The organism is Arcticibacter tournemirensis (assembly GCF_006716645.1).
Classification (GTDB): domain Bacteria; phylum Bacteroidota; class Bacteroidia; order Sphingobacteriales; family Sphingobacteriaceae; genus Arcticibacter; species Arcticibacter tournemirensis.
Map to the genome: position 1 here is coordinate 3,182,319 of NZ_VFPL01000001.1, position 14,723 is coordinate 3,197,041.

The following is a 14,723-nucleotide window of genomic DNA, read 5'->3' on the forward strand; positions in this document are numbered from 1 at the left end:
GCGAATATGAAAAAAAGCAAAAAAATAATTTTTCTGATACTGGGCCTGGTATTCATTGTGGTACTATGGCTGTTGTTCTTTAGAAAGAAGGAACAGGTTATTACGTTCGAGACAGAGAAGCCGCAGAGAGGCAGCATTTCTGAGTCAGTTACTGCTACCGGTACCATCCAGCCTGTAGATACCACTTCTGTGGGAAGCCGGGTGTCGGGAACCATCGAAGAACTGCACGCTGATTATAATTCGAGTGTGAAAAAAGGGGAGTTGCTGGCTGTTCTTGATCCTTCACTGATGCAGGCAACGGTTGATCAGTTTAAGGCGAGCCTGGCTGAAGCAAAAAGCAATCAGGTATACCAGGAAAGCAACTTCAACAGGCAAAAACAGCTCTACCAGACGGGCTCTGTGAGTCGTGCGGAATATGAACTGGCTTTGAACAGTTATAATAATGCGAAGGCGGGTGTCAGAAATATCCAGGCGCAGCTTTACTCGGCTCAACGGAATCTTTCATTTACCAAAATATATGCACCGGTAGATGGCGTGATATTAAACAGGACGGTAAGTGTAGGACAAACAGTTGCGGCAAGTTTTAATACTCCTACTTTGTTTACAATTGCTAAGGATATAACAAAGATGCAAGTTCAGGCAAAAGTGGACGAGGCCGACATTGGAAACGTGCAGAAAGGCCAGAGGGCAACCTTTACGGTTGATGCGTATCTGAAGGATTTGTTTGAGGGTACTGTTGAAGAAATCAGACTGAGTCCCGTAGTATCCTCTAATGTTGTAACCTATACCACAATCATCAATGCGCCTAACGAGAATAAGAAGCTGAAGCCGGGAATGACCGCAAATATCACCATTTATACGAAAGAATCGAGAAATGCACTTTTAATCCCGGCAAAGGCCTTAAAATATAGCCCTGATTCTTCACTTGGTCGTCAATACGTTGTTGTTCCCTTAAAGCATTCTTATCCTCATCCTGGTGGTAAATCAGGGGAAGCATCTCAGACGACAACCAACGACAATGAGGGGTACGTATGGATCTTGGATGCAAATAAAATTGTGCAGAAAAAAGTAAGCACGGGTTTAAATAATAATACGCAGGTAGAGGTGCTTAATGGGCTAAATGCAAACGACGTATTGATAACTGGCATGCAGAGCGGAGTTACTGCAGCTACTGGTGCTGCGTCGAGCCCATTCATGCCTAAACCTCCAGGAAGAAAGAAATGAGCAGGAAAATCTTAGAAATAGAGAACCTCAAACGGGAGTTTTTGGTAGGTTCTGAAGTCGTAAGGGCATTAAAGGGCGTTTCATTTAATGTCGAAGCGGGAGAGTTTGTAACGATTATGGGAAGCAGCGGTTCGGGGAAAACTACGATGCTGAATATTCTTGGTTGCCTCGATCAGCCTACAGATGGCAAGTATCTGCTGGATGGTGTCAATATTAAGGGACTTAACCGGAATGACCTGTCACGTTTCAGAAATAGGAAAATTGGCTTTATTTTTCAGGCCTATAATTTGTTGCCGAGAACGAGCGCCCTCGAAAATGTGGAACTACCACTCTTTTACAACTCTTTTGTTTCGGCAAAAGAACGTAGGGAAAGGGCGGTGTATGCACTCGAGGCAGTAAAACTTGCCGATCGTTTAGATCATACTCCTAACCAGCTTTCGGGCGGACAGCAGCAGAGAGTAGCCATTGCAAGGGCATTGGTGAACGAGCCGGTGATGATCCTTGCTGACGAGGCGACAGGTAATCTGGATACCAGGACTTCTTATGAAATTATGGCTCTGATGCAGGATCTGAATCAGCAACAAAAGAAAACGATCGTATTTGTGACGCATGAACCGGATATAGCTGGTTTCAGCAGCAGGACGATCATGCTGCGTGACGGGAGATTGCAGAAAGACAGTTTGAATGAAAGCAGGAAATCGGCCAGTGAAGCTTTAGAGTTACTGCCGGTTTCGGATGATTATTAGTAGATTATGAATCCGGCAAATTTGATAAGAATAGCTCTGAGAGCATTACAGCGCAATAAGCTGCGGGCATTTTTAACAATGCTTGGGATTATTATAGGTGTTGCAGCCGTTATTACAATGATGTCGATAGGTGAGGGCTCTAAGGAAAGTATTCAGACGTCCTTGTCGAACATGGGTTCGAATATGCTCACCATCATGCCTTCGAGCAACGAACCTGGGGTGAGAATGGCTGGGAGCAGCTTTCAAACCCTCACACTCAAGGACGCGGAGGCTATTCAGAAGGGAGCTACTAATGTTACAGCGGTATCGCCGCAGGTGGCTTCAAGCGGACAGGTAATAAAGGGAGCGCTTAACTGGTCGACCTCTATACAGGGAGTAAGTCCCGATTATCTGGAGATCCGAAAGCTGAGCCTGAAAGACGGTATTGTTTTTTCTGATGATGACGTCCGTTCTTCGGCTAAAGTATGCCTCCTGGGACAAACGGTTGTGAAAAATCTGTTTTCTACCGGCGAGGACCCTATCGGAAAGATCATTCGTTTTAATAAGATTCCTTTTAAGGTGATAGGAGTTCTATCGGAAAAAGGGCAAAGTAGCTTTGGGCAGGACCAGGACGATATTATCCTGGCCCCATATACGACGGTTATGAAACGAATACTAGCGGCAACCTATCTTCAAAGTATTTATACTTCTGCCAAAAGTGAGGCTGTTTCTGACGCTGCTACCGACGAAATAAGTACTATCCTGCGTCAGACCCACAGACTGAGGCAGGGTGAGGAAGATGATTTTGCTGTGCGGAGCCAGGCTGAGCTGATTAAGACGCTTGGTTCAACCAGCAGCATGTTGACCGGCCTTCTAACGGCTGTTGCAAGTATTTCCCTTGTTATTGGCGGGATTGGTATTATGAACATTATGTATGTGTCGGTTACAGAACGTACCAGAGAAATTGGCCTTCGCATGTCTATAGGAGCGCGGGGAATTGATATTCTACTTCAGTTCCTTATCGAAGCGATAATGATCAGCGTTACGGGCGGGCTGATCGGGGTTGTTCTGGGTGTTTCAGCCGCGCTGGGCATTGCTTCCGCTCTTAACTGGCCAACGATCATTTCGGAGTCGTCGATCATCATCTCCTTTATAGTATGTGCTCTGACCGGTATATTCTTTGGATACTATCCTGCACAAAAGGCATCGAAGCTCGATCCGATCGAAGCTCTTAGGTATGAATAATATCCTTAACGGTGCTTGAGAATCTTACGACACACAACCCGCAACATACAACTTACAAAACTCTAAATTGAGTATTTCTCAATCATTTCTTCCGTAACTTTTGCGCTCCTGCCTGTTTTAGTATCGATCAGGACATAGTCAAACCAGCCGTCGCAGCAAAGCTTGGTCGTTTTCTTGTTGTTGATTTTAAACTCAACGCGGCAGCCTTTGTCGTTTAATTCCGTGATGCCGGTCTCAATAATAATAATGTCGCCCATACCAAGAGGTCGTTTATAATCAACATATGCTGTTTTAACCACCCATCCATAGCCCTGGTTCAGAAATTCCTCCATGGGCATTCCATAGTATTGTTCCATTTGCTCGTACCTGGCTGCAAGGACATAGTCAAAATACTTACTGTTATGTACATGGTGAAACATGTCGATGTCATCGGGTCTCACTTTAAATTCTGTGCGAAACCTGCTGTATTTTTTTTCGGTGCTCATTTCTGAGTACAAAGTTGCTATATTGATCCGACTATTAAAACAAGGCTGAGCAATTTAAGCTGCTGTATTCTTAAACAAACTCAAAAACGGTTATTTCGGGGAGGATGCCCACCCTGCCCGGATAACCCAGAAAGCCAAAGCCCCGGTTTACGTAGAGCTTGTGATCGCCAGAGCCATATAGTCCAGCCCACTCTTTATAGACCCATTGAACAGGACTCCATTTGATACCCCCAAGCTCTATCCCAAACTGCATTCCGTGTGTATGACCTGAAAGGGTTAGGTTGATATCCGGATATTGTACTTTTACCTCCGCTTTCCAGTGACTGGGGTCGTGGCTCATTAATATTTTAAAGGGGTATTTTTCGGAGCCGGGGTAAGCCTTGTTCATCTGGCCGTATTTCGGAAAGCCTGCTTTCGCTCCCCAATTCTCGATCCCTAATAGCGCAATTTCGTCGCCATTCCGCTTTATCGCCACATGCTCATTCATCAGCAGCCGCCAGCCCAGTTCTTTGTGTATTTGCTTCAACCGGTGGAGGTTTTCCTTTTTATCAATAGCTGCCTGGCCCTGCGGATAGGTTCCCCAATAGTAGTCGCCATAATCGTGGTTGCCTAAAATGCTGTATACTCCAAGCGGCGCTTTTATCCTGCTGAACACGTCCATATATTCGTCCATTTCGACAGCCCGGTCATTTACAAGGTCGCCGGTAAAAAGAACCATTTCTGGCTTCTCTTTCAGGATGAGGTCAATACCTTTGTTTACGCTTTTTTTATTCTGAAGACTGCCGCTGTGGATGTCGCTGATCTGTATGAATTTCATTCCCCTGAAGCCGGATGGGAGCGAGGCGAACTTCAATTTTATGTGCCTTACCCTATACCGGTATTTGTTTGTATAACCCCATAACAAAGCTAAAAACAAGCCGCCGCCGATACAGAATCCCATAGATGTAAGAAGGACAGAGCGGTTTACCTCTATACCTGCCGTACCGCCGTTCTGTAGCGCTCTTGCTAACCATATTAATAGCCGGCGAAAATCATCTATAAAGAAAACAGCCAGGGCTGCGATCTTTGAAAGCTGCAACCCAGTCAGCATGGTAAACAGATCGTTCCGGAACTTTTTCAGGGTACTTAGCGATTGGATATAAGGGAATAACACCAGGGCGGAAATACTGAGTGCCGTCAGAAGCCAGTAAATCAGGTAAACCGTTGCACGCAGGCTTTCGGGAATGTTGCTGCAGATGAAGCGCAGTGCGCCGAATATGTACCAGTCGGCCAGTAACAGGAGCATGGAAATGATCCACCTCGAACTTGAACTTCTCATTTAAATTCTACTTATTCGGCAACCCGCGTTACACTTCTTCCTTTTGCAAAAGTGCTGGAAACGTCTTGAGGATGATTTTCATATCGAGCCAGAAAGAATGATTGGATGCGTAAAAATTATCCAGCTTCTTTCGTTCTCTTTCAGACATATCCATTTTACCTCTCTTACTTATCTGCCATAATCCGGTCAACCCAGCCGGACCGAGGAAACGGGTAGTCCACTCGTTAGATGTGAGCATTTCGGCTTCATAAAGTGGCAAGGGGCGGTTTCCGACCATCGACATATCACCTTTCAGTACATTGAACAACTGGGGAAGTTCGTCGATACTGGTATTGCGTATGAACTTTCCTATTTTCGTAATACGAGGATCGTCTTTGATCTTAACAAATGCGGCTTTCCCGCTTTCTTCAGCTGCGTACTGGTTGAGATTGCTTAGGTTGTTAATCTCTTTATCAGCGCCGCTTCGCATTGACCGAAACTTATAAAAATCAAATATTCTATAACCTGTACCAACACGCTTGCTTTTATAGATAACCGGGCCTTTGGATTCCAGCCGGATAAGTATCGCAATGATGAGAAAGAAAGGCGCCAGAATAAGCAATGATATGCCCGATACTAAAATATCGAAGATCCTTTTCGTGGGCGGTATGTTGTATACCACGTCTACCTGTTTGGAAAGTTCTGTAAGACGCGGCCTGATAAGTTTAAATTTAACGAGGAATATCAGCCGTTCGCAAAGATCCTCTGCGGGAAATGGGTAGGTGTAAAAGTCGTGGACCTTCAAAGTCATAGCTTCTGCCTTCCATGTTTTATTTGTAAAAGCAGATAAAACGACAATGATCATTCCATGCAGCAGATGGTTTGCTTTTATCTTACGTACGAATTCAATCCACAGACCATTATTATCCGCTTCGATAAGAAGGATGTCGGGTAATGTGAGCAGAGATTGTTCATTCAGATATTGTTCTATCGACTGGATATCGAGCTCAAACGGATCCATCTCGAACTGGTCCGCCAGTTGTGAAAATACAAAGTCTCTCAGTTCGGTACCTGCATAAACCACTTTTGCATTAACGCCCGTGCGGTGAGAAAGATTAATGTTAGGTGCCAAAATCATTAATTTTTGCCGTAAAATTACTGTTTTTCCAATGTTGATAGCAACGCTTCAATTCTGGATTTTAATGTAGCGGGATTAAATGGCTTCTCTAAAAAGCTCTCCACTTTAATCTGCATTTGATTTATCTTCTCTTCGAGGTTTTCAGCCCCCGACAAAAGAATAACCGGTGTATCTCTGTAATATCCGCTAATTTTTAAATTCCTCACAAACGAACTTCCGTCGAAATACGGCATCTGAAGGTCGGATATTATCAGATCGGGGTCATTCCCCTGGTCCAGCCAGTCAATCGCTTCAACACCGCTATTTTTTATTATAAGTTCATAATCCTTTGAAAGCACAAAGTTTAAGAGCTTTAGAATACTGATTTCGTCATCTACTACTAATATTTGCTTTTTCATTTGTTAGCATTACCCCTCAATTTGACAGTTTCCAAGATTACCGTTTGTGTTCGACAGTATACGGAAATAAAGTTGCAAAGTTCTACTAATGTAAATATTTATAAACATACTTCAAAGAGCTACCAGTTGGCAACTTTTTGGTTTTTGTTATAAACTTTGCGATAAATCTTACGATTTGTTAAAATATTTAAAATAAAATTTTACTTTTACTAAATATTGATTCTTATCAGGCCTAATAAATAGTGGAATTATTCAGAATCGATTAACCACTCTCCGCTAAAGTCAGAAGTAGTCGTTGCAAAAAAATTACAATACTCTGCTGAAAATAGGCGATGGGAAAGGTAGATTTATTTAATTTTGTGTTACAACATCCAAATTATATGTCAGAAACAGCTTCTTTAACTCTTGGTGATAAAACGTATGAACTTCCGGTAATTACTGGTACTGAAAATGAAAAAGCAATAGATATTTCTAAGCTTCGCGATCAAAGTGGTTACATAACACTTGATACTGGATTTAAAAACACTGGCGCCACTACCAGTTCCATAACCTTTCTTGACGGGGAACAAGGTATATTAAAATACAGGGGTTATCCTATTGAGCAACTTGCGGAAAAGGCTTCTTTTATTGAAGTAGCTTATTTGTTGATCTACGGAGAGCTTCCTACCCAGGCTCAGATTGACGATTTTCAATACAAGATCAGCCATCAGACACTTTTACATGAGGACATGAAGAAATTCTTCGATGCATTTCCTCATAATGCTCATCCAATGGGTCAGTTGTGCTCACTGGTTAGCTCTCTCTCGGCATTTTCACCTGAGAGTCTTAACCCGAATCCGACAAAAGAAGAGACTAATCTTGCGGTGATAAAACTGCTTGCTAAAATGCCCACCATCGTTTCCTGGATCTATAAGGGGTCATTGGGTGCGCCGTTTATCTATCCTCAGCATAAGCTTAAATATGTCAATAACTTTATGCACATGACCTTTGGCCGCTTGACGGAGGAAGTTATTATTGACCCGGTAGTGATAGATGCCCTTGATAAACTTCTTATTCTGCATGCTGATCACGAGCAAAACTGTTCTACATCTACCGTTAGAATGGTGGGATCTTCGGGCAGTAACCTGTATGCTTCTGTCTCAGCCGGTATTTCTGCGTTATGGGGACCTCTGCATGGCGGTGCCAACCAGGCGGTAATAGAAATGCTTGAGCGAATAAAGAATGATGGGGGTGATACAGAAAAATGGATTAACAAAGCCAAAGATAAAGATGATGATTTCAGGCTAATGGGTTTTGGTCACAGGGTGTATAAGAACTTTGATCCCCGTGCAAAGATCATTAAGCGGGCATGTGATAATGTTCTTGAGAAACTCGGAATTAACGACCCTATTCTGGAAATAGCTAAAAAGCTTGAAGAAGCAGCACTCCACGATCCTTATTTTGTGGAACGCAAACTTTATCCTAACGTCGATTTTTATTCTGGAATTATTTACAGGGCACTCGGGTTCCCGACAGAAATGTTTACAGTTTTGTTCGCCCTTGGCCGTTTACCGGGATGGATTTCCCAGTGGCTTGAATTGAGAGACAACAAAGAGCCTATAGGCCGTCCAAGGCAGATTTATACCGGCGAAACCAGACGGGAATATGTAGAGATATCCCAGAGAGGGTAAGGCGCAGTGGAGAGTTGAAGGTTGAAAGTTTAATGTAATAAGTAAAAAAAGCTGCGATGTCGTCGCAGCTTTTTTATTTAAAGAAGTTTAGTCGTATCGTTAACTTAAAACGTATGACTTTTCACTTTCCATTTTGAACTTTCAGCTTTCAACTTACAAAAGAATGCCTGCTATAGTTGCAGAAAGATAAGAGGCCAGGGTTCCGCAGATGAGTGCTTTGACTCCAAGCCGTGCAAGATCAGTACGGCGTTCGGGTGCGAGTTCGCCGATGCCGCCAACCTGAATGGCGATAGAGCTGAAATTAGCAAATCCGCATAACGCAAAGCTGGTTATGATGAGGGTTTTGGGATCTATTACGCCTTTCACTTTTGCCAGGTCGAGGTAAGCTACAAATTCGTTGATCACCATTTTTGTGCCCATCAGGGAGCCTGCAGTTTGAATATCTTTTCCGGGCACGCCCATTGCCCATGCAAAAATCGAGAAAAATGCGCCCAGTATCTGCTTGAGATTTAAAGTATGAACGTCAATGCCTATATAGGAAAGAGACACTCCTATATTACCGAGCCCCATACCCACCCAACCCAGGACGTAGTCTATCAGAGCAATGATGGCAATGAACCCAATAAGCATAGCAATTACATTTAAACCGACTTTTAAGCCGTCACTGGCTCCGTGAGAAATGGAGTCGACGAGATTTGCACTCGTCTTTTTGATTTCTAAAGAAACCTGGCCCTTCGTTTCTGACACCTGGGTCTCGGGCCAGACTATTTTTGATATCACTAAAGCTGCCGGCGCTGCCATAATACTGGCTGCCAGGAGGTATTCTGCTGGTACTCCAAGTGAAATATAGACAGCCATTACTCCTCCTGCTATACAGGCCATACTACCTGTCATTGATGCCAGCAGCTCCGACATGGTCATTCCTTTAAGATAAGGTTTGATCATAATCTGCGCTTCCACCTGCCCAACGAATGCACTCGCAATGTTCGATAGAGCTTCTGATCCCGAAACTCCCATTATTTTATAAACTGCATAGGCGAATACTTTCACGATGCGTTGCATAATACCAAGGTAATAAGCAACACTAACTAACACAGCGACGAAAATGATAGTGGGAATAATGCTGAAAAAGAAGATCATTTCATTGCCAGGCCCAAATGCTCTGCCCATAAACTCCCTGTTCACCAGGGGACCGAACACAAAGTCGGCTCCTGCCTGCGAAAAACTAAGGATTTTTGTGACGGCTGCTCCGAGCCAGGCAAAAATGTGCTTGCCCACAGGAACTTTCAAGATAAACACTGCCAGCAACAACTGGATGGCAATACCAGAAAACACAAGACGGTAGTTGATGGCTTTACGGTTGTTAGACATCAAAAATGCGATGGCAAAAATCAGCACGATACCAATTATGCCTGTAAATCGTTCCATAAATTATAAAAGGGGAGTATAAAGGTGTAATATATTGAGAATTGCAATTGCTATGATTATGAAGATTTTCTTCTGGACAGTTCGTCCCTTATTTTTACTGCTTTTTCGTATGCCTCTTCCGACAGCGCCTGCTGTAGTTTGTCTTTTAGCTCATCATCGCTCATGCTGGCGTAATTGACAGAGGATTCTACGACTTTTTCGTCTGCAGGTGTACCTTCCATATTTTCAAGGAAAACAAAGTCATTTCCTTCAATCATTATTCCGGCTGTCGATAAAATAAACTCGTATGTATGAATAGGACACTCAAAGCGTACCGCAAGTGCAATAGCATCGGACGTTCGTGCGTCTATTTCCATGGTCTTCTTCCCGTCGCTGCACACCAGCTTTGCATAGAAGATTCCATCAATAAGATTATAGATAATAACTTCCTGAATATTGATGCCGAACGATAAGGCGAAGGATTTAAAGAGATCGTGTGTTAAGGGCCGGGTGGGAGTCATTTTTTCTATTTCGATCGCTATGGCTTGCGCTTCGAACCCCCCGATGATAATTGGCAGCCGCCGTCGACCGTTCACTTCTCCCAAAACCAAAGCATAAGCTCCCGATTGCGTCTGGCTATAAGATAGTCCTACTATATCTAATTTAATTTTTTTCATGTCTCACTGGCCTTAACCTTCTGTGTTGCTTAAATTCTGCATTTTAAAACCTTACTAATATGTCAGGTATGTTCCAGGATAATCCTGTATCTTGCCGTTATTTGCAAAAGCCCTGCCAGGATATGGCATAGAAAAAGCAATGTTGTACTTTACCATTAGTAAATTTACTTTTGCAGTTGTTCGGAGAATAACATCAACGGATAATTTATTTTTTGCAAATTTAGTTTAAAAAAGCATCTTTTTAAAATGAAGGCAGCTCGTTTACAAAAGCTTTTGGAATTTTCTGAAAAAGAAACATCGGACCCTTTTCTAAAGTATGCACTGGCTACCGAGTATTTAAATCTTGGCGACACAGAATCAGCTCTGAAATATTTTGAAGACCTTGTCTTAAATCATGAAGATTATGTGGGGACTTATTATCATTTGGGTAAGCTATATGAGGGGCTGGAGAGAACCGAAGACGCGCTGAAGACCTATCAGAAAGGAATGGACGTGGCCAGCCGTGCCGGGAACACTCACACCCTATCAGAATTACAGGCAGCGTACAGGTCTGCAAACTTAAACTACGAGGACGACTGATTTGAATGCCAGAAAACTTCTTTTTTTGCGTGACGCCGCATTGTTCACGCTCACCGCATTCGGCGGACCGCAGGCACATATCAGCATTCTTCTGAAAGAATTTGTAAAAAAGAGACAGTATATCAGCGAAAGTGATCTTCTTGAGCTTAATGCATTTACTCAAATACTTCCCGGCCCTTCTTCTACACAGACGATTATAGGTATTGCTTATAAGGTGGGTGGGTTACAGATGGCGTTGCTTACTTTCCTGGTCTGGATCATTCCTTCCGCTACTGCTATGTGTCTTATCGCCCTGGCATATTCTTCTCTTGGCCAGAAGGAAAGGTTTGATCACGTTCTGCAATTTGTTCAGCCTGTTGCCGTTGGCACAGTAGGCTATGCCGCTTTCACTCTGGCCAGATCCGTTTTAAAAACGAGAACAACGATGTGGCTTGCAATAGGAGCGGTTATTGTAACTCTTATACTCAAAAATGCATTTGTGTTTCCTATACTTATACTCATTGGAGGAATCATTTCTTCAGCTCTGGAAACCACTGCAGAGGAAAATGCGCTGAGGGTAAAGTTATTTGCTGGGATTAACAGAAATAAAGTACTCTATTTCCTTGGTGTTCTGCTGGTATTTGCGATTCTCGGTGCAATTATAAATCAAACCTCGCCGTTCAGTTTACCTATTCGTCTTTTCGAAAATTTCTACCGTAACGGAATTATTATTTTTGGTGGGGGACAGGTGTTGGTACCGCTGATGTTTACCGAATTTGTCGAGATGAAACATTATCTTTCGTCAGAGCAGTTTATCACAGGGTATGCTTTTCAGCAAATCGTACCGGGGCCGACCTTTTCGTTTTCATCATTCTTAGGAGCAATGGCAATGAAAAATTCAGGCAGTGGAATAGGGGGGCAAGTTGTAGGCAGCATTGTAGCAACCCTCGGAATTAACTTACCTGGAGCGATCCTTGTATTATTTTTTGTTCCTTTTTGGAGTGACCTGAAAAAGATCACCAGAATAAAGAATTCTTTGTCGGGAATTAATGCTGTTGCTGTAGGCTTTATTATAGCGGCCTTTATATTCCTAATGAAACCGATAGGAGTGAGCTTCCTGTCTATGGGACTGGTGATCTCAACTTTTCTTATTCTATATCTAACCAACATCAGGACACCCTTTCTGATTATAGCAGGTGTTCTGATGGGTTTGCTGGTCTAGCTAGAATGGAGGTTCTTCATCTATATCATCCATCCTGGAGGGGCGGATGATAAAGTTGCCTGGTTTATCGAAATCGGATGAAGGCGCCATGCCGGCAAAAGGATCGGAACCTCCAGATAAAGCAGCTGAAGCTGAAAAGTCTTCTTCCAGGTCGGCGAACTTAACGTATTTACCAACGAAGCGTAAAGGAACGGTTCCGGTTTCGCCATTACGGTGTTTCGCAATGATTACTTCACCTACACCAATAGTCGATCGGCCCTCTTCATCCTCTGTTAATCCATAATATTCAGGGCGATAAAGGAACAATACCATATCGGCGTCCTGCTCAATGGATCCTGATTCACGTAAGTCTGACAACATTGGCTTTTTGCTTGCGCCAGGGCGGCTTTCTACTGCACGACTCAGCTGCGACAGCGCTATCACAGGAACATTCAGCTCCTTTGCCACAGACTTTAAAGCTCTTGATATACTACCAATCTCCTGTTCACGGTTTCCGCCGCCTTTTCCTTCGCCTTTACCATGCATCAGCTGCAAATAATCGACGATGATCATCTGAATATCGTATTGAGCTTTTAACCGCCGGCATTTTGCTCTGAACTCAAAAATATTGAGAGCGGGGGTATCGTCGATGAAGAGGGGGGCTTCGGTAAGCGTGCCGATCTTCGAATGAAGCTGCTGCCATTCCCACTCAGCAAGACTGCCTTTACGCAGTTTTTCCTGCTCAATTTCTGCTTCGCCCGAGATCAAACGATTAACGAGCTGAACGGATGACATTTCCAGAGAGAATACAACTACCGGCTTGCCAAATTGTACAGCCGCATTACGGGCACAACTTAAAACGAAGGCCGTCTTACCCATTGCCGGACGTGCTGCTATAATGACAAGATCGGAAGGCTGCCATCCTGAAGTCATCCTGTCAAGTGCGGTAAAGCCCGAAGGAACACCCGTTAACCCGTCAACTTTATCACGAAGCTTTTCGAGTGATTCGAGTGATTCACGCACGATGTCGTCCATTTTTCTCGTATCCCGTCTGAGGTTGTTCTGGGCTATATCGAACAGATTCTTTTCTGCGAGATCAAGAAGGTCGAAAATATCGGTAGTATCCTCATAAGCGTTGCTAATGATATCCGTAGAGATACGTATCAACTCACGCTGGATATATTTCTGAGAAACAATGCGGGCGTGAAATTCTATATTGGCAGCAGATACCACACGGTTGGTAAGCTCTGTAATGTAATAGGCGCCGCCGATCATTTCAAGATCACCTTGCTGCCGCAGTTGAGCTGTAACTGTAAGAATATCGACTGGTGATGACTTCTGAAATAAGGCATGTATAGCCTCAAATATTTTCTGATGACTTTCTTTGTAAAAAACTTCCGGCTTAAGAATATCTATTACGGCAGAAAGGGCATCTTTTTCAAGCATTAATGCACCAAGCACCGCTTCTTCGAGGTCTACAGCCTGGGGAGGAAGTTTTCCGAGGCCACTGACCAAATTGTTTAATTTGGTACGCCGCTCCGAAAAGGGCATAATTTTTCCTGAATAGTTGCCTTGATTTTCCTTTTCTAAACTCATCGTTGCAAAAGTACACAATAAGCTTGTTTTGTTTGTACACAAGGGCAGTTTTACACTTACTTATTTTTGTTAAAAAACCGCCTTTTCTATTCACAATTGAATGTGGAAAATATGTTAATAGTCCAGAAGATGAGGCTCTCAGCCTTATTTAGTTTATGTTAATAACTTTTGATTTTGTTAGAAACGAAATAAAAGCGACCGGGAAAAGCCTATTTCTGATTAAAATATCAGTACTTTGCATGCTAAAATTTTTATTAATGAACACTAACCCGGATAAGCCAGCGCAGGAAAACAACCAAATGGTGTTTGGAATCCGCGCGGTAATTGAGGCCGTAAAAAGCGGGAAAGATATTGAGTCAGTTTACGTGCAGAGAGGCCTTACAGGAGGCCTGTATCTTGAGCTGAAGGCTGTTCTGAAAGAACATCAGCTCGTCTTTCAGTCGGTTCCCATAGAGAAGCTTAACCGCATTACCCGTAAGAACCACCAGGGGGTTATAGGTATCATATCTCCGGTAACCTATCAGAACATTGAAAATATAATTCAGGAAGTGTATGAGCGGGGAGAAGTTCCCCTGATACTGCTGCTGGATGGCATTACCGACGTTCGTAATCTAGGCGCTATTGCAAGAACGGCAGAATGTGCCGGCGTTCATGCTCTTGTTGTTCCTGCAAAGGGTTCAGCCCAGATCAATTCAGACGCTATCAAAACGTCAGCAGGAGCGCTTTTTAAAATCCCGGTGTGCCGTCACGACAGTCTGCTAAAAGTATGCCGTTACCTTCGCGAGTCAGGCTTACAAATAGTGGCATGCACCGAAAAGACGAACGACTATCTTTATACTGTTAACTACACGGTTCCTACGGTTGTTGTTATGGGATCTGAGGAAAGCGGTATTTCATCAGAAATAATACGTACAGCTGATCATCTTGCAAAAATTCCAATGCACGGCGAAATAGCGTCACTCAACGTTTCAGTTTCTGCGGGAATCATTTTGTATGAGGTGGTCAGACAGAGAATGTGATTGCAGGTTGTGGGTTGTGGGTTGCAGGGATATCAATTAAAGAGCGGGGATATGGAGAAAGCCTGTAACAGGCTTTTTAAGTT

At 43.4% G+C, this 14,723-nt stretch carries 14 protein-coding genes; 7 read left to right on the forward strand and 7 right to left on the reverse strand.

Annotation, left to right across the window (positions count from 1 at the left end; all coding sequences use genetic code 11):
• Window positions 1–6: 6 nt before the first annotated feature.
• Genes BDE36_RS13435 through BDE36_RS13445 form a run of 3 tightly spaced genes read left to right on the forward strand, consistent with a single transcriptional unit; the run spans window position 7 to window position 3,194 of the window.
• Window positions 7–1,224, forward strand: a complete 1,218-nt coding sequence (locus tag BDE36_RS13435) for an efflux RND transporter periplasmic adaptor subunit (protein ID WP_141815283.1) — start codon at window positions 7–9, stop codon at window positions 1,222–1,224.
• Window positions 1,221–1,970 carry an ABC transporter ATP-binding protein gene (locus tag BDE36_RS13440; protein WP_141815284.1) on the forward strand — a complete coding sequence of 250 codons (750 nt, stop codon included), beginning with the start codon at window positions 1,221–1,223 and terminating at the stop codon, window positions 1,968–1,970. Before BDE36_RS13435 ends, BDE36_RS13440 begins: the two co-directional genes overlap by 4 nt.
• A 6-nt stretch (window positions 1,971–1,976) precedes the next feature.
• Window positions 1,977–3,194: an ABC transporter permease gene (locus tag BDE36_RS13445; RefSeq protein ID WP_141815285.1), complete on the forward strand. Its 1,218-nt coding sequence runs from the start codon at window positions 1,977–1,979 to the stop codon at window positions 3,192–3,194.
• A 62-nt stretch (window positions 3,195–3,256) separates the two neighbouring features.
• Here the strand turns inward: BDE36_RS13445 and BDE36_RS13450 are convergent, their stop codons facing one another.
• The 4 genes from BDE36_RS13450 to BDE36_RS13465 all read right to left on the reverse strand — a co-directional run bounded on the left by BDE36_RS13450 (window position 3,257) and on the right by BDE36_RS13465 (window position 6,512).
• Window positions 3,257–3,679 (reverse strand): acyl-CoA thioesterase, encoded by a 423-nt coding sequence (locus BDE36_RS13450; RefSeq protein ID WP_128767350.1) that lies wholly within the window; start codon window positions 3,677–3,679, stop codon window positions 3,257–3,259.
• A gap of 70 nt (window positions 3,680–3,749) precedes the next feature.
• On the reverse strand, window positions 3,750–4,997 hold the full coding sequence (locus tag BDE36_RS13455) for a metallophosphoesterase (RefSeq protein WP_141815286.1): 1,248 nt from the start codon (window positions 4,995–4,997) through the stop codon (window positions 3,750–3,752).
• Between the two features lie 28 nt (window positions 4,998–5,025).
• The gene (locus tag BDE36_RS13460; RefSeq protein WP_141815287.1) at window positions 5,026–6,114 is read right to left on the reverse strand and encodes a sugar transferase; all 1,089 of its coding nucleotides are present in this window, start codon (window positions 6,112–6,114) and stop codon (window positions 5,026–5,028) included.
• 17 nt (window positions 6,115–6,131) lie between these two features.
• Window positions 6,132–6,512 (reverse strand): response regulator, encoded by a 381-nt coding sequence (locus tag BDE36_RS13465; RefSeq protein WP_141815288.1) that lies wholly within the window; start codon window positions 6,510–6,512, stop codon window positions 6,132–6,134.
• 380 nt (window positions 6,513–6,892) lie between these two features.
• Between BDE36_RS13465 and BDE36_RS13470 the strand changes: the two genes are divergently transcribed.
• The gene (locus BDE36_RS13470; RefSeq protein WP_128767354.1) at window positions 6,893–8,182 is read left to right on the forward strand and encodes a citrate synthase; all 1,290 of its coding nucleotides are present in this window, start codon (window positions 6,893–6,895) and stop codon (window positions 8,180–8,182) included.
• Between the two features lie 153 nt (window positions 8,183–8,335).
• On the opposite strand, the gene BDE36_RS13475 is transcribed toward BDE36_RS13470, so the two are convergent.
• Window positions 8,336–9,610 carry a NupC/NupG family nucleoside CNT transporter gene (locus BDE36_RS13475; RefSeq protein WP_141815289.1) on the reverse strand — a complete coding sequence of 425 codons (1,275 nt, stop codon included), beginning with the start codon at window positions 9,608–9,610 and terminating at the stop codon, window positions 8,336–8,338.
• Window positions 9,611–9,666: 56 nt separating this feature from the next.
• Window positions 9,667–10,266 (reverse strand): bifunctional nuclease family protein, encoded by a 600-nt coding sequence (locus tag BDE36_RS13480; protein ID WP_128767356.1) that lies wholly within the window; start codon window positions 10,264–10,266, stop codon window positions 9,667–9,669.
• 246 nt (window positions 10,267–10,512) lie between these two features.
• On the opposite strand from BDE36_RS13480, the gene BDE36_RS13485 reads away from it, so the two are divergent.
• Both BDE36_RS13485 and chrA read left to right on the forward strand, forming a co-directional pair.
• Window positions 10,513–10,845 carry a tetratricopeptide repeat protein gene (locus BDE36_RS13485; RefSeq protein ID WP_141815290.1) on the forward strand — a complete coding sequence of 111 codons (333 nt, stop codon included), beginning with the start codon at window positions 10,513–10,515 and terminating at the stop codon, window positions 10,843–10,845.
• Between the two features lie 25 nt (window positions 10,846–10,870).
• Window positions 10,871–12,046 carry a chromate efflux transporter gene (gene chrA, locus BDE36_RS13490; protein WP_141816583.1) on the forward strand — a complete coding sequence of 392 codons (1,176 nt, stop codon included), beginning with the start codon at window positions 10,871–10,873 and terminating at the stop codon, window positions 12,044–12,046.
• Here chrA and dnaB read toward each other — a convergent pair whose 3' ends face one another.
• Window positions 12,047–13,621, reverse strand: coding sequence for a replicative DNA helicase (gene dnaB / locus BDE36_RS13495; protein WP_141815291.1), 1,575 nt, complete (start codon window positions 13,619–13,621; stop codon window positions 12,047–12,049). It lies immediately after the preceding gene.
• Between the two features lie 257 nt (window positions 13,622–13,878).
• Between dnaB and rlmB the strand changes: the two genes are divergently transcribed.
• Window positions 13,879–14,640, forward strand: coding sequence for a 23S rRNA (guanosine(2251)-2'-O)-methyltransferase RlmB (gene rlmB, locus BDE36_RS13500; RefSeq protein WP_141815292.1), 762 nt, complete (start codon window positions 13,879–13,881; stop codon window positions 14,638–14,640).
• Window positions 14,641–14,723: the final 83 nt, after the last annotated feature.